We start from the raw sequence: 15,487 nt of genomic DNA on the forward strand, positions 1-15,487 counted from the left end.
CGATTTCCTTTCAACGCTCGACATTCGATCCGGATACCATCATGAGAAACGTCCTCGACCTCGTGCAAGCCGCTGCAAACCGCACACCTGACGCGGAAGCTCTCGTCTGCGGTTCCGCCCGAGTAACCTATCAGGACCTGACTCACCGCTCGCGAAGCATGGGCAATGCGCTCTCCGCGCTTGGATTCACGGCCGGCGCGCGCATTGCGATCTATCTGGACAAACGTATCGAAACCGTCGTGTCGATGCTTGGTGCAGCTGCCGCGCAATGCGTGTTCGTTCCTATCAATCCGCTCCTCAAACCCCAGCAGGTTGCTCACATCCTGCTCGACTCCGGTGCCGATTGCCTGATTACCAGCGCGCTGCGCGCGCGGGTCCTTGACGAACATGGTCTTACCGGCGTTTCCAACACTATCATTGTGGACGATGCAGGCTCCGCAAGCCGACATCTCCGATCAACAACGCACGTTCAAAGCTGGCCCGAGTCCGCAAGCGGAAATCGCACGGAACGGGATAGTGAAAATCCACCACGATCACCAGCGCCAGCCAATGTCGACACGGATCTGGCCGCCATCCTGTACACCTCAGGCTCGACCGGACTGCCAAAAGGCGTCATGCTAAGCCACCGCAACCTGCTCGAGGGTGCCTGGAGCGTTGCCCATTATCTGAACCACGCCTCATCCGATCGAATCCTCGCGGCCCTGCCGCTCAGTTTCGATGCTGGCCTGAGCCAGCTCACATCCACATGGGCCGTGGGGGCCACGGCCGTGCTCATCAACTATCTTGCACCGCAAGACGTCATTGATGCGTGCGCGAGCGAACGTATTACAGCAATCACGGGTGTGCCGCCCTTATGGATGCAACTGGCCCGTGCGGCTTGGCCCGAAACGGCACGCCGAAAGCTGCGCTACTTTGCGAATACCGGCGGCAAGCTGCCGGCGCCCGTCTTGCAGCAACTCCGAGCATTGTTTCCACAGGCCAAACCCTATCTAATGTATGGCCTGACCGAGGCATTTCGCTCCACGTTTCTCGACCCCTCAGAGGTCGATCGTCGCCCCGACTCCATCGGGAAAGCCGTCCCTAACGCCCGAATTCTGGTCGTTCGCGATGATGGCTCGCCTTGTGGACCAGACGAAACCGGAGAACTCGTCCATGTTGGAGCCTGCGTCACGCTCGGTTATTGGAATGACGCGACGCGCACAGCCCAGCGCTATCGCCCTTCGCCCGAGCTGAAACCCGGTGGCGCGCCGCGAGATCGTGCTGTCTGGTCAGGTGATCTGGTACGGCGAGATGCAGAAGGATTCCTGTACTTCGTCGCGCGCAACGACGCCCAAATCAAGAGTTCTGGTTATCGCATCAGCCCGGAAGAGATCGAAGAAGTCGTTCACGACAGCGGTCTTGTCACGGAAGCGCTTGCCCTAGGCATCCCTGACGATGAACTTGGTGAAGCGATCGTCCTGTTGGTCGTGCCGGTCGCCAATGGCTTCGATGCTCAAGTGCTTCAGGCCTGGTGTGTGGAACATCTGCCGCGCTACATGGTGCCGCAGCGCATCGTGGTTCGCGACACAGTTTCGCGCAACCCCAACGGGAAATTCGATCGAGCCGCATTGCGCGCCGCCTTCTCCAATCCGGACGCCGCCGCCGAAGTGAGCCAATCATGAACGGACTGTTTGGCGAGCGCGATGGCATCCTCACCGTCGGCGGCGTTGAAATCAATCGCCTGGCCGATCGCGCAGGGCGCACACCGTTCTTCGCCTATGATCGCGCAATGCTCGACGCGCGTGTATGCACGCTGCGCGATACGCTGCCAGCCGGTATCGACCTCCATTACTCGATCAAGGCCAACCCAATGCCCGCGGTCGTCCATCACCTCGCGCCACAGATGGATGGGTTCGACGTGGCATCGGCCAACGAGATGGCACTTGCGCTGAATGCGGGCATGCCCGCAGAACTGATCGGCTTCGCAGGCCCAGGCAAGAGCCGCGACGACTTGCGTCGCGCCGTCGCGAGCGGTGTCAACATACACCTCGAATCGATCACCCAGTTGCACCTCGTGACAGCACTCGGCTGGGAGCTCGGCGTGCAGCCGAAGGTCGCCATTCGAGTCAACCCGGACTTTCACGTCAATCACAGCGGCATGCGCATGGGCGGCGGCGCCACCCCTTTTGGGCTCGACGCGGAGCGGGTACCCGCGTTATTGCGCGAGCTCGATGCGAGAGAAGTGAAGCTGGCCGGTTTTCATATTTTCTGGGGGTCCCAGTGCCTGCACGCCCCGACCGTCATCGAGGCTCAACGGAAAAGCGCGGATCTCGTCGTGAGATTGGCCGCAGGCCTCTCGCCCATACCGCAATACGTGAACTTCGGAGGTGGTTTCGGCATCCCCTATTTCGCAGGGGAAATGCCAATCGACCTCGCTGCGGTCACCGATGCCATGGATGATTGGCTCGGCCTGTTCCGCAGCCGTTTGCCGGACACGCGCGCGGTCCTGGAATTTGGACGCTATTTGGTCGGGGAAGCCGGCATCTATGTCTGCCGCGTCATCGATCGCAAGGTATCCCGCGATCGAACATTCCTGATCACCGATGGCGGACTGCATCACCATCTGGCTGCATCCGGTAACTTCGGGCAGGTCCTGCGTCGCAATTTTCCGGTGGCCATCGCGAATCGCCAGACACAAGCCCCAACGGAGCGCTGCGACATTGTCGGATGCCTGTGCACGCCACTTGATCGGATCGCCGACGACGTGCTGCTTCCCGAGGCTCGCATTGGAGACTTTGTGGTCGTCTTCCAATCGGGTGCGTATGGACGCTCGGCCAGCCCTAGGGACTTTCTCGGCCACCCTGATGCGATCGAGATGCTCGTCTGACCACCCTCGTTCTTTGTGGAGGATTGTGATGTTCTCCCCTGATTCCTTCCCGCCGGGGCCAGCTCCGGCGCCTTGGACACTGACCGATGATCAACGCAACCTCTATATCGCGAGCCAACGCTTCGCGCGCGACCGACTGGAGCCCTTGCTAGCCAGTTCACCCAGCGTAGCAGCGTGGCAAGAAACCGTCAGACTCGCAGCCGCAACACTTGATCTTGGAGCAATGGTTTTACCCGAGGAATCCGGCGGCCTGGGAATCGACCGTCACGGCCTGGCACTTGTTGTCGAAGCGCTCGCCGCCGGACCGCTTGAGCGTGCGTTGGAGTTGACGCTGACAGCACCCGCGCTCATGGTGCTCCGGACACACAATGCGCTCGGTTCGGTTCTGGCTCGGCCTGTTCAAGCGTATTTCGATGGCACAGCAGCGATCGCATTGTCCGTGCCCGGCATAGATAACGCAACGATATGGCAACTCGGTCCACTGGGCCGCACGGCGCCCCTCACCATGCGGTTAGATGACAAGCGTCGCCTCCTCCTCACCGAGCGCCCACGTGATCACCGATCCTCGAGATCGACAGGCATCGCCACGCTCGGCGCCCTCGTGTTGGAGCAATTGCATTCCGACGAAGCCGCGGCCGAAACGCTGCTCGCCGTGATTACGCGAGCCGACAGCGATGGCGCTCCTCCCGCGCAAACGTACCTGACGGAAATCGGCCTCTATCTCGCTGTGCTCCTGACGGGTGCCATGCAACATAGCATCCGGTTCGCGTTCGATTACGCGGCGACTCGGCAAGCGTTCCGAAAGCCGTTGTCAAACCATCAACTCGTCGCGGCGCGATTGTCCGACATGCTGATCGCCACCCATGGCAGCCACCTGTTTTTGCAGGCTGTCAGTACGGCTCGCCCGTCGGCGCCGGTCTCGCTGGTCCGTCAGTTACTGCGACACGTCGCGGCGGAGTCTGTCAGCGTCAGTCGCGAATTCGTGCAGCTTTGCGGCGGCCATGGCTATGTCGAAGGTCTCCCGCCGGCAGCCCGCTTCCAGACGGGCCACTGGCTTGCCTTCCTGCTGCAGCGCATCGACACAGCACTCGGCTGGCTCGCGGAGCCGCGGGTCGCGAATGAGGAGGTCGACGGATGAGTGGTTGCGCCCCTACGGATGGCACGCTTCAGCCCTCGGTGGACAATGCTGCAACGCATGTAACGTCCGCCACGTGCTGGTTACGCGAACCAGGGCCGAATGACATCGACGACATCGTCGCGTGGCTCGCGCAGCCGACCATCAGTCGGTGGTTCGACTTCGGGCTCGGCCGCCAAGCCCTGCCCGCATTGGCGGTACAAGCGATGGTCTATAGCAGACAGCATCGAATACGCGTGTTCGGTTCGGCTGGCTATCCGGTGCCGAGCGGTGTGGTCGCCGTTAGTGATGTCACGCATCGCTTCGCGACGGGCTCATTCTGGATCCTTCGCGACCGGTTGCGGCCCGCCTGCGTCAATATGGCTTACAACGCCGCCACGCACCTCCTTCATGAAGCGTTCGTCCGTGACCGGCTGCGGTGCATCACTGCATGGGCTGTCGACTGCAATGTTCCGTCGCAACGTCTGCTCGCGCGGTTGGGTTTTCGTCTGATCGGACTGCAACGAGACTGTCATCTCGTCGATGGCACGCGCGTCGGGCGGCTCCTTTACGACCTGCTGCCCGAGGACCTCGCACTACCACGCGCACCATGAATACACCCGTGATCACGGCACTTGCCAGCTATGTGCCGCGCACAGTCGCGGTACATCGTGAGTGCGGAATCGAGCCGACGCTCGGTGCTCCGATTCGGTCCGGTTGGCACGCCTGGGTCGCGTCGTGGAAAGCAGATTACGCCCCCCACCCCACAAAGAAAGCGGCTGCAGCCAGAAGCGCTGCAGTCAACGCACCGCCGGACGAATTTCATTGTGTGCCAGTTGAGCGCGATACCGATCTATCCGGGCTCGCCGCGAAAGTGGCGCAGACAATATGTGCGGGGCGGCCAGTCGACGCAGCGCCGATCGATATTGCAATGTTCTGTCACAGTAGCCTCAACGAGCATGTGTCCACAACGACCGCTGGACGCTTGCGCGCAGTAATCGGCACGCCCTGCTTCCCGTTCTCCGTCTCCCAACAGCAGGGGGCCTCCACGTTCACGGCGCTGCAGCTGGCGAGTGATCTGCTGATTGCGGAACCCGAAATCCACACCATCTTGATCGTCGCTGCAGAAAAGTGGTGTCCGCCGTTCTCGCGATGGACGGATCAGGGAATCGTGCAGGGCGACGCAGCCGGTGCCATCCTGGTGGAACGCACCAGACCCACGTCTTGCGGACTGGTGGTGATCGACGCACGCGCCAGCCGCCTCCACCGGTTCGCGACACCCGCCCCACTCTCAAGCCTAGATATCCGCACAGATTGGGTTCCGGCGCTGCGATCGACGATCGACGCGATACTGCGCCGGCACGAGCTTCAACCGAACGACATTGGCACCGTCGTAGGAGCACGAATAGATCGGCAACTTGATGAAGCTATTTGCCGACATCTCAGTCGCCGCGTCATTGAATTTTCCGACCGCCACCGCGCCCATCTAGGCGCAGCCGAACCTATCGTGCGGCTCGCCGATGCACTCCAATCTCACGGCCTGTCAGTGTGCGATCGAATCCTGATGTGGGGCATCGGCCTGGGCGGCTTCGCCGGTTGCGCACTGTTCGAATCGCATGGCAGGCCGCTCTTATATCTCAATCCGCCATGAGCGCCTCTATCGGGATCGTCCATACCGCTTACTATCTGCCTGAGCCAGCCGTGGACGTCCGCAGCTGGGCGCAACAAACGAAGCAGTCCGCCGAGACCGTCAAATCCCTCGAAAATGCTGGGGTGCGCTTGTTCTATGACGCGCGGGGACAGACCGCGCTTTCGCTCGCCGCGAACGCCATCCAATCGCTCGTTCGTGCGACCCAACTTGCTCCCGACACGATCGACTTTCTCGTCTACGTTCATACGCTTCAGGGGAGCGTCGCCCCACCACCGCTATCCTTGCCGCACCTGCTATGCGAACACTTTGGTTTCGAGCAGGCGGATGCATTCTCGTTTGCACAACAGCACTGCGCCTCATCACTGGGCGCGCTACGGATCATTCGCGCGATGTTTATCGCCCGTCCGGCCATCAACCGCGGTCTGCTGGTCGGCGCGGACGTCATGCCCCTCGCAAGCGACCGGTTGATAGCCGGGGCCGGATTGCTCAGCGACGGCGCGTGTGCCGTGCTCGTCGAACGCAATGCCTCGATCAATCGATTGGTCTCGTTGGCCTTTCACGCGAGTGGAGAAGGTTGGCGCGGCACACTGGGAGAAGATGAATCGCGTTTCGCAGCTCAGTACTTCTTGGCGGCCCGTCGACTCGCGACGCAAACGAGCGCTGTGGCGAATGTGCCCCTAGCCGAGATTCGGCGCATCTTGCCTTCCCACCTTGATCTGCCAACCTGGCGTCGAACTGTCGCATCGCTTGGTCTTCCACCACGATGCCTGTTTACTGACAACTTTGCTCGCGTCGCACATGTGACGGTCAGCGATCCATTCATCAATCTCGTCGACTGCGATGATCTGGTTTCCGGTAAGCCTTTCCTGCTATGCGCCCGCGGAGTGGGAGGATTTTCCGCGGCGGCACTCTTCGTTCGCTAATACGATCGTTGAATTCCGGAAATTTTGCCGATGGCGCGGCACACGATCGCCAAATATGTCGCAATATCGCTCCTGTTCCGGACAGCGGTCTTTAAAAATTAAACCCTGCATTAAATTATTACAATCTATTGGACGTTCCGATCCCAACCATTAGACTTTAAATTTGCTATGCGCCCACCGTCTATCTCGACGTAACCTCCGACGCCCGCCCACCGCATAGCGGGTGCACGGGCAATCAGCGCCCCACTACCATACCAATTTCCGGAGTCGCTGACCCTGTGCTGGCGCCCTGATCCAGCACTCCTCTTGAATGCCACTAGGCAATAAGCGAGGTAGAAGTCATGAGAACGCGATTTCGGCATCGTACAAGCAAAAAAACGTCCAAGCCACCACCATGGAATGTCACATTAGCCACGCGAATGGCACCAATCCTGTCTCTCTTTACCGATGCAACGGATATTTCTTCGCTTTCCGACTTGCTTGGCAATGCGGTGCTTCCATTGGGGTTTCCATGTTACGCCGTCACGCGGATCGCCCTAACATGCATCCGCTCCAGACCCAGCATCTCAATGGAGGCAATTTGCTCACATTATCCCAACAATTGGGTGCAGCACTATCTACAGCACAACTATGGCGTCGTCGATCCGGTACATCGAGCGGCTTTTACCTCCTCCGGACCTTATCGCTGGGGTGACATTGCCGATCTGAACCAAAATGAGCGGCATGTACTTGTGGAAGCATGCGACGCCGGACTCAAAAACGGGCTGAGCATTCCAATTCGTGAGGTCGGGGGCAGTGTTTTGCTCATCAATCTGTCAGGACCGTCATCCCGTATCAATGCAGGGACGAGCCGGCAGCTCGCGAGCGTAATCAGCAATCTATTTCGCTTGGAGCTGGATCGGTTCGCTCCTCCCCATCCAAAGGCATTGGTTGAGCTTTCTCCACGCCAGCGCCAATGTCTTTCGTGGGTCGCGCAAGGTAAAACATCGTCGGATATCTGCATGATTCTCGAAATATCCCGCCATACCGTCGAATATCATATCGCTGAAGCAATGAAGGTTCTGAACGTGAATAGCAGAATAGCAGCCGCCGTCATTGCCTCCAATTACGGCCTACTTGATTAGATCTCTTATTTTCATTCAAAGCTTTCCGTGTGTAAGCGCGCCGCCGGCGTGTTTTAACCATACCCCACGCCTCTCGAATCCCATATATTGATAATTCCTGACTAGCCAGAGATCTTCAATCTCGAACGGATAATGCGCGGCCAATATTCATTTTCGCCACCCTCCCTACCTAACTAGTTCCGGTTGTTGCTTCCACTTGATACGGTGGCGCCCATCGATAAACGATGGAGAACGCAAATGCCACTCATTATCGCGGGTAGGTTGTGCGACTTGCCGCTTGAACTTCGTGATGGACTCGGTGCGTTCCGGTACGACGTGTTCGTGCGCCGCCTCGGCTGGACGCTCCCCGATGTTAAGGAAAATGAAACCATGGAATGGGATCACTTCGATGGCGAAAACACCATTCAGGTTGTTGAACTCACTTCCGAAGGACAGATATGTGGTTGCGCACGTCTGATGCCAACTACCGCCCCGTACCTGCTCCGAGAACTACTTCTTCGTTCGTCGGAACTCGATTTTCCCTCCTCACCGACCGTATGGGAGCTATCGCGGTTCGCCGGTTCGGGCATACAACTGTTTCCCTATGTCATGGCCGTCGCGGCGTCCCTCGGCGCGATCCGCATCATTGGTGTCGTCACCCAGGCAATCGCACGACTGTATCGCCGCTTTGGCCTCGATCTTCAGTACGTGGGACCTCATCCGGAGACTGCTACCTCTCCGTTCGTGGCCTGTGCCATTGATCTCACGGCCGTCGCGTTCGCCAACCTTGGAACCGACCTCGAGAGCCTCCGATCATCAATCACGTGGCATCGATCGCTCACGTCGAACGTTCCTGGCTCGCCGAGGACCGTGCCACGCGTTGCTCATTGCACGGCAGACGTGCAATAGATCCCGCCCCGGCCGGGACCGTCGCGCTCCGCGGGAATTGGTGCGCTCGACTTCCAAGACCACAATTAGGATGGGGATCGCCGGCGGTGATGCCGGTTATCCGCGTCCTTTACCCAATCCGGCCGGATGGCGGACGCATAGGCCTGACCTGTGCGCGAACCTTCGCCGCTTGCCTGTGCGCGCAGTCCGAGACGTTCGTCAATTGCATGGGCGATAGTCGAAGATTTTGGCAGGCGACCGTCATCGCAGTCGGCCCAAAACACATGCATTGCATCAAACAACACCGACAGGATCGCGGTCAGGTAAGGCAGCCGAACGATCACACCGCCTCCAATTGAACCGCCGTCAACTGGACCGTGGGGCTCGCTTGACACGTCGGCCGGCATATCGATCCGTAGCGCATCGAGTTCACGCTGCAATCGCTCTTCAACGCAATAGTGCGCGGTCGCCGAGTTCGCCAGAGCCTTGCCAAGCTCACTCAGCTTCTCGTCCTTCAGTTGAATACATCTTGTGAGACGACGAATCTGCGCTTCGGCGCGTTGCAAACGAATCTTCAAAGCCTCGCAATCGCAGGCCGGCGCCAAGCATGCGTTTGAATCAATAGATCGCCAAACACTATCGCGTTGCTCCATAGCAGACCTCGCCTCGAACGTGGCGATATGTAATCCACACACCACGAGAAATCGGACCACCGATGCACCGATCTGACCGGACCGGCCGAAATCGGTGCGTCTTTTTTCGTTCCTTCAGGCAGCAGTGTCAACTGCGAAGATTGGGGGGACACCAATCAGCAATCAGCGCGTCTGCCTAGTTTGAGCTCTATCAAAAACACGAAACATCGAACCACAACATCGGCGCAGACTTGGTCTGTCAGTTGCACGAGATCACGCGCATCCTCAAAAAAATAACGCGGCTTGTCTGAAGTTTTGCGCTTTGGTTTACCTTCTCGATCACAAAATAGATATCCTCATTGTGCCGCCAACGCAATCCAATATCGAAGCCCCGTGCCCTGGCGGATCAGAGCGGTTGACTGTACGTGGTGCTCGACGTGCAACCACCCGCCAATTCGCTGATGATCGACGGCAATTTGCATACCCAAACGCCATAGTCCGATGTACGGCTTCGATTCACAACCAAATTCGCGGCCTCGGAGGTGATAAATGATCGACTCCTGGTCCAAACGATGAGAGAATTGTGCAATCGTTCTGATTGGACTGCCAACAATGGCATGCCGCAGACATGATGCGTCGCGCCGAATTGGACGCCTCGAAGCGACCATTTCAATACTGTTTCTTTTAACCACGTGGAGTGAAGAATGGCCACCTATCAAGAGTTGAAAGCCAAGGCTGATGCACTGCTCGTGCAGGCGGAAGAAGCTCGGCAGGCCGAACTAGAGACCGTGCTCGAAGAAGTTCGCGCCCGTATTCAAGAGTATGGTCTCACGCCGGAACAGGTCTTCGGCCGTAAGCGCACACGTAGCGCGAATGGTAGCCAGCCCGCGACGCCGAAGTATCAGGATCCGAAAACCGGCAAGACGTGGAGCGGGCGTGGCCGCGAACCGTCATGGATCAAGGGTAAGAAACGTGATCGCTTCTTGATCGCTGAATGATCACCGCAGCGTAGCGATCGGTAGCCCTACGGACACTCTCTGGGCTTGCAGTTTCACGCTGCAGGCCCATTGAATCTGTATCAAGCCACGCCGGCCCAAGCGATTCAGATCCGCCTTAGCTGCCCCGATCTTGGAGACACTCCGCGCTCCTTTGGAATCCGTGCCGTTCGTCTCCGCGGCGACTAAATTTCACACATAGCGGTGATACCGCCAGATGTCGATGAATTCGGCCTGCATTGCATCAGGATCAAACGACATACCGACGACACAGCCTGTAGTGGTCTAATGAATCCGGACACTGATTTAGGCGAGAATGGTCGCCATGAAGAGGTGTCTGATGAGCAAGCAACGACGTACGTTTTCCCCGGAGTTCAAACAGCAAGCCGCCTGTCTGGTGCTCGACCAGGGTTATAGCCATATGGAAGCAAGCCGCTCGGTCGGCGTCGGCGAGACGGTGCTGCGCCGCTGCGTGCAGCAACTTCAGATGGAACGCCAGGGCGTCACGCCGCAGGGCAAGGCAATCACGCCGGATCAACAGCGTATTCAGGAACTCGAGGCGCGTATCGAACGCCTCGAGCGTGAGAAGGCCATTTTAAAAAAGGCTACCGCGCTCTTGATGTCGGAAGGCATCGAACGTACGAAGTAATTGATCAGATTGGCGCAAGCGAATCGGTCGAGCTGATCTGCGCGGTATTCGACGTGTCGCGGTCCTGCCTGTATGCACACCGAGGGCGAGCCCGACGCGTTGATGCCGAGCGCATGGCACTGCGTAGCCGGGTACACGAGCTGTTCATCGAGAGTCGAAGCTCTGCTGGCAGTCGCAGCATCATGGGCATGATACGCGAGGAAGGTACGGCGATTGGCCGCTTCAAGGTCAGCCGCTTGATGGAAGAACTCGGGTTGATCTGCAAGCAGCCGGGCGGCCATGCCTACAAGCAGGCCACGGTCGAGCGGATCGATATCCCGAACCATCTCAATCGCGAATTCGAGGTTGGTACGCCGAATCAGGTGTGGTGTGGTGACATCACGTATGTCTGGGCGCAGGGCCGTTGGCATTATCTGGCCGTAGTACTCGACCTGTTCACGCGTCGGGTTGTTGGCTGGGCATTCTCGACACGCCCTGATGCCGATCTGGTCGTGCAGGCGTTGGAGATGGCCTATGAGCAACGTGGTCGACCACAAGGCTTGCTGTTTCACTCGGATCAAGGCGGCCAATATGCAAGCCGGAAATTCCGTCAGCGCCTCTGGCGTTATCGGATACGGCAGAGCATGAGCCGTCGAGGAAATTGTTGGGATAACTCCCCGATGGAGAGGCTGTTCCGCAGCTTCAAGATCGAATGGCTACCGTCAGTGGGCTACATGTCGGCGCAGGAGGCACACCGGGACATCAGCCACTACCTGATGCACCGGTACAACTGGATACGGCCGCATCAGTTCAATGACGGACTGGCGCCGGCAGTTGCGGAAGAAAAACTTAACGCAGTGTCCGGGATTAGTTGACCACTACAAGAAGACGCCAATCGCTCGAGCTGGGTGGCGGTGGGCTCCTGGTGACGTGCTATCGCATCAACCAGAAAGAAAAAGCGACGGGACAGATCGGATGTCGAGGGGCGGCGAAATCGCGCCGTCAGCGGATCGGGAATTGCACTAGGACCGGCCATCTTTTCTCCGTTTGCTTAAAAAGAGCCGGCACCCAAACGAAATACTAGATATAGTGTCGACCAGGCTGATTCACCCCAAGTGTAGTGCCATTTTTACGTAACACCAATCCAACTAGACACGAGCATCAGTCTTTTTTGTAACAAGTCCACACGCAATCGTTTGCGCGTGGTAGCAAGTGTTTTTTTGTGCGGAGCAGCACCGGAAGCTTCCATGTCCTGATTGATCTTTGCTTCACCGAGCGAACAAAAATCCAGTCCATTTGCGGAACAGGGGCTAAACGTCAGTGAGGCGAATAAGCTGGGATCGGAATAAAAATGAGGCCGCTGACGATGTCCGACAAGCTGAACAGGATGGCACCGAGCATAGCGGTAGATCCCAAGACATTCCCGGCGCGAAGATAGCGATCTCGCCATCCGAACTAGCCGACCTCTCGCGCCATGGCGCAGCTATCGTGCTGTGCATATTGGAGCACGTGCCGGCGTCGCATACGCTGCCCTGCGTAACGGTCGACTTCGCGGCGGCCGGTGCGGCTGCGCGGCTTCGTCGATGCGCTCGCGGCGCGCGGCCATGCCGAACGTGCGGTCACGACGGTGTCGACGCACGATTCGATCGAGGGCGGCTACGACGCCACTATGGCACTGCTGCACGCGCATCCGAATCTCACTGCACTGTTCGCGACCAACGACCTGATGGCGATCGGCGCGCTGCAGGCGGCGGCCGACCTGGGCCGGCGCGTGCCTGACGACCTCTCGGTCATCGGCATGACGGATATCCAGCTCGCGCACCAGTTCCGTCCCGCGCTGACGACGGTCCGGTTCCCGACGCCGCTGATCGCCGCGCATGCGATTGCCATGGCGCTCGAGATGATCGAGGGAGAACCGCCAAGCGAAAGCACGCGTGTGTGCGGCACACCGGAACTCGTGGTCAGGGAATCAACGGCCGTCGCACCGACGCGCCGCAAGGCGACATCGGCGCGACGCTCGAATTGAAGCTGTCGCGCCGGGCCCGTTCAGACTCTTCAGCCCATCGAGCGGTAGCCCGAGCAATCGGCGCTCACGTCGCGACCACCGCTGCTACAACCTGCCAGCGATCGATCCGGGCAGCTATGCCCGAAGCGCAATGAACCGAGGCACGGAAATCACGGTCGGGTGACGCCTTTCCCGGATCGCCCGATTCGACTCGTGATCATGCTCTTTTGACAGGCGGCTTACGGCGTTCGCGCACCAGTACCGTTCCCTGTCGCGCACCTCGAGTCGTCTCTTTAATATACGACATCATATTTCTAAGGCGTAATTTTCACCTCTGCCCCTCGTGTTCAGCGCCAGTCTCGTTCTCTACAAGACAAGCCCGGAAATTCTTCAAGTTTCAACTATACGTCAGTTATACAAGAAGATTACGGAATCCTTTTCATAGGGTAGTCACGTACGCGAAATTCGCATGTTCCGCGTATCATCATGACGACATATGACAATAGATGTCATACCACCATTGCCGTATCGACATCATCTAACAACCAGGATGGAGACAGCCGTGACCGCACCCGACTGCAACGGAAAACCCGACGACCTCAAGCAGAACACGGCGCACCGGGTTACCAGACGACATTTCCTCGGGTACTACGGTGTCATGATGGGCAGCGCCCTGCTCGGTGCGTGCGGTGGCGGCATCGACACGCCAGCCCCGACCGACACCCGCTCGCCGGGCGGCACCACCACGCCGACCGATCCGATCTGGGGGCCCAACGGCTCGGCAACCAACATCATCTCCTCGCTGAACGGAATCACGCAGTCGGCCTTCCGGGCCACGGATTTCCAGGTCGAGGCCTATGGCGCACAGCCCTGCTCCGTCATCGCCCAGACGAGCCCCTACACCGACGCGACCAAGTCGCCGCTGAGCCCCGGCGCGGGCGCGACCCAAGGTGCTGGCGCGTTCGATTCGCGTCCCGCCTTCCTGGCGGCGATCAGCGCATGCGCGGCGGCCGGCGGCGGCCGTGTCGTGGTACCAGCGGGAGCCTGGTATTGCGCCGGGCCGATCGTACTGCAGAGTAACGTCAACTTTCACCTTAGCGCGAACTGCACGATCTTCTTCAGCCCCAACCCGGCCGACTACGCCAAGGACGGCCCAATCAATTGCGGCGCGAACGGCAACCTCTTCTACAGTCGCTGGCAGGCCAACGACTGCCTGAATTTCGGTGCGCCCGTCTATGCGCGCAATGCCAGCAACATCGCGCTGACTGGCGAGGGCGCCACGTCGATCCTCAACGGCCAGGCAATGACACCGTTCGCCGGCTCCGGCAACACAGCCACCTGCTGGTGGACCTACAAGGGCACCACCGGCGCCTATGGCTGCGCGAGTTCCTCAACCCCTTCGCAGGCCTACGCCAACCCGAATAACGTAGACCTGAAGACGGCGGTGCCGGGCATCTCCGCATCGCTATATGCGCTGCTGACCAATCCTGCGACGCCCTGGCAGCAGGATCAGAACTATCTGCCTGCGCTGTCGGAAGCCGGCGTGCCGGTCGCACAGCGGATCTTCGGACTGGGCCATTACCTGCGCCCCTGTATGGTCGAATTCATCGGCTGCACCAATGTGCTGATGGAGAACTACCACACGCAAAACACGCCGTTCTGGCAGCACCATCCGACTGCTTGTACCAATGTGGTGATCCGCGGCGTGATGGCCGATAGTATCGGCCCGAACAACGATGGTTTCGATCCCGATGCCTGCAACAACGTGCTGTGCGACGGCATGGTCTTCAACACCGGAGACGATTGCATCGCCATCAAGTCGGGCAAGGATCTCGATACCGAATACGGCTCGGCGCGCAACCACGTGGTGCAGAACTGCACGATGAACAGCGGCCACGGCGGCATCACGCTCGGCAGCGAGATGGGTGGCGGCGTCGAGAACATCTACGCACGCAACCTGACGATGCTGAACCAGTTCTGGGCGACCAACTCGCTGAATATCGCGATCCGCATCAAGACCAACATGAACCGGGGCGGTTTCGTCCGCAACTTCTACGTCAACGGCGTCACCCTTCCAAACGGCGTGAGCCTGACGGGCGGCGGATACGGCAGCAAGCTGCTGGCCGGCAGCCCGATCAACGGCACGGTGCCGCTCGGTGTAGCGACTGCGGCGGCAGGCAATCCTTCCGCGTCGCAGGGCGGGCTGATCACCTTCGACTGCGACTACCAGCCGGCCGGCGACGCGATCCGGACGCGCCCAGCTCAGGTGCAGAACGTCAACATCGCCAATGTAACGGCCAGCAACGTCACGCTCGGCGGCAAGACCGGCTCGTGCTTCCAGGCGATCGTTGCGCAGGGCCCTGTCGTCTTCGACTACAACGGCCCCGCGCCCACCCCGACGATTCCCGCGATCACCGGCGTGACGATCTCGAACTGCAACTTCGGCTCGCCGACCGCCGCCGGGCCAGCCAGCGCCACCGTGCCCGGCCCGATCTACGCCTGGAACGTCAACGGCATCACTCTGCAGAACGTCACGATCGCGGGCCAGCTCTACAACACCACCATCACCGACCTGCGCTGATCCGCACGGATTCCCGCACGTCGGCAGTCCCGAGCAGCACCCGGGGTCCGTGCCGGACCCTGATCGATGTCGGCCGCCGACCGGCAGCAGTTCACTGTCCG

12 protein-coding genes and 1 pseudogene are annotated in these 15,487 nt (G+C 59.5%); 12 read left to right on the forward strand and 1 reads right to left on the reverse strand.

Features of this window, described 5'->3' with window-relative positions; genetic code table 11:
* Window positions 1-41 precede the first annotated feature (41 nt).
* The 8 genes from O1Q03_RS03415 to O1Q03_RS03450 all read left to right on the forward strand — a co-directional run bounded on the left by O1Q03_RS03415 (window position 42) and on the right by O1Q03_RS03450 (window position 8,566).
* Window positions 42-1,661: an acyl-CoA ligase (AMP-forming), exosortase A system-associated gene (locus tag O1Q03_RS03415; RefSeq protein WP_124455140.1), complete on the forward strand. Its 1,620-nt coding sequence runs from the start codon at window positions 42-44 to the stop codon at window positions 1,659-1,661.
* On the forward strand, window positions 1,658-2,866 hold the full coding sequence (locus O1Q03_RS03420) for a pyridoxal-dependent decarboxylase, exosortase A system-associated (RefSeq protein ID WP_124455142.1): 1,209 nt from the start codon (window positions 1,658-1,660) through the stop codon (window positions 2,864-2,866). Before O1Q03_RS03415 ends, O1Q03_RS03420 begins: the two co-directional genes overlap by 4 nt.
* Window positions 2,867-2,894: 28 nt before the next feature.
* Window positions 2,895-4,004: an acyl-CoA dehydrogenase family protein gene (locus O1Q03_RS03425; RefSeq protein WP_124455143.1), complete on the forward strand. Its 1,110-nt coding sequence runs from the start codon at window positions 2,895-2,897 to the stop codon at window positions 4,002-4,004.
* Entirely contained in the window at window positions 4,001-4,594 is a 594-nt protein-coding gene (locus tag O1Q03_RS03430; protein ID WP_124455144.1) for a GNAT family N-acetyltransferase, read from the forward strand. The genes O1Q03_RS03425 and O1Q03_RS03430 overlap by 4 nt, the downstream gene beginning before the upstream one ends.
* Window positions 4,591-5,631: a 3-oxoacyl-ACP synthase gene (locus tag O1Q03_RS03435; protein ID WP_269501667.1), complete on the forward strand. Its 1,041-nt coding sequence runs from the start codon at window positions 4,591-4,593 to the stop codon at window positions 5,629-5,631. Before O1Q03_RS03430 ends, O1Q03_RS03435 begins: the two co-directional genes overlap by 4 nt.
* The gene (locus tag O1Q03_RS03440) at window positions 5,628-6,554 is read left to right on the forward strand and encodes a 3-oxoacyl-ACP synthase (RefSeq protein ID WP_124455146.1); all 927 of its coding nucleotides are present in this window, start codon (window positions 5,628-5,630) and stop codon (window positions 6,552-6,554) included. Before O1Q03_RS03435 ends, O1Q03_RS03440 begins: the two co-directional genes overlap by 4 nt.
* Window positions 6,555-6,973: 419 nt before the next feature.
* A complete protein-coding gene (locus O1Q03_RS03445) occupies window positions 6,974-7,678 on the forward strand; it encodes an autoinducer binding domain-containing protein (RefSeq protein WP_260434949.1) in 705 nt (234 codons plus the stop codon).
* 237 nt (window positions 7,679-7,915) lie between these two features.
* Window positions 7,916-8,566: an acyl-homoserine-lactone synthase gene (locus tag O1Q03_RS03450; protein ID WP_269501669.1), complete on the forward strand. Its 651-nt coding sequence runs from the start codon at window positions 7,916-7,918 to the stop codon at window positions 8,564-8,566.
* Window positions 8,567-8,631: 65 nt separating this feature from the next.
* Here O1Q03_RS03450 and O1Q03_RS03455 read toward each other — a convergent pair whose 3' ends face one another.
* Entirely contained in the window at window positions 8,632-9,198 is a 567-nt protein-coding gene (locus O1Q03_RS03455; RefSeq protein WP_185658222.1) for a hypothetical protein, read from the reverse strand.
* A 683-nt stretch (window positions 9,199-9,881) separates the two neighbouring features.
* On the opposite strand from O1Q03_RS03455, the gene O1Q03_RS03460 reads away from it, so the two are divergent.
* The 4 genes and pseudogenes from O1Q03_RS03460 (at window position 9,882) to O1Q03_RS03475 (ending at window position 15,386) form a co-directional block, all read left to right on the forward strand.
* Complete coding sequence (locus O1Q03_RS03460) at window positions 9,882-10,175, forward strand: H-NS histone family protein (protein WP_059620058.1); 294 nt, start codon at window positions 9,882-9,884, stop codon at window positions 10,173-10,175.
* Window positions 10,176-10,512: 337 nt separating this feature from the next.
* Window positions 10,513-11,675 (forward strand): IS3 family transposase gene (locus tag O1Q03_RS03465; RefSeq protein WP_124455148.1). Its coding sequence is split into 2 segments (ribosomal slippage): window positions 10,513-10,768 and window positions 10,768-11,675, totalling 1,164 coding nucleotides; the frame shifts between segments, so codons are not numbered across the junction.
* Between the two features lie 565 nt (window positions 11,676-12,240).
* A pseudogene (locus O1Q03_RS03470) lies at window positions 12,241-12,826 on the forward strand (LacI family DNA-binding transcriptional regulator); the annotation flags it as partial.
* A 637-nt stretch (window positions 12,827-13,463) separates the two neighbouring features.
* Window positions 13,464-15,386, forward strand: coding sequence for a glycoside hydrolase family 28 protein (locus O1Q03_RS03475; protein WP_241308703.1), 1,923 nt, complete (start codon window positions 13,464-13,466; stop codon window positions 15,384-15,386).
* Window positions 15,387-15,487 lie beyond the last annotated feature (101 nt).

The sequence above is a fragment of the Burkholderia sp. IMCC1007 genome, from assembly GCF_027257875.1.
Classification (GTDB): domain Bacteria; phylum Pseudomonadota; class Gammaproteobacteria; order Burkholderiales; family Burkholderiaceae; genus Burkholderia.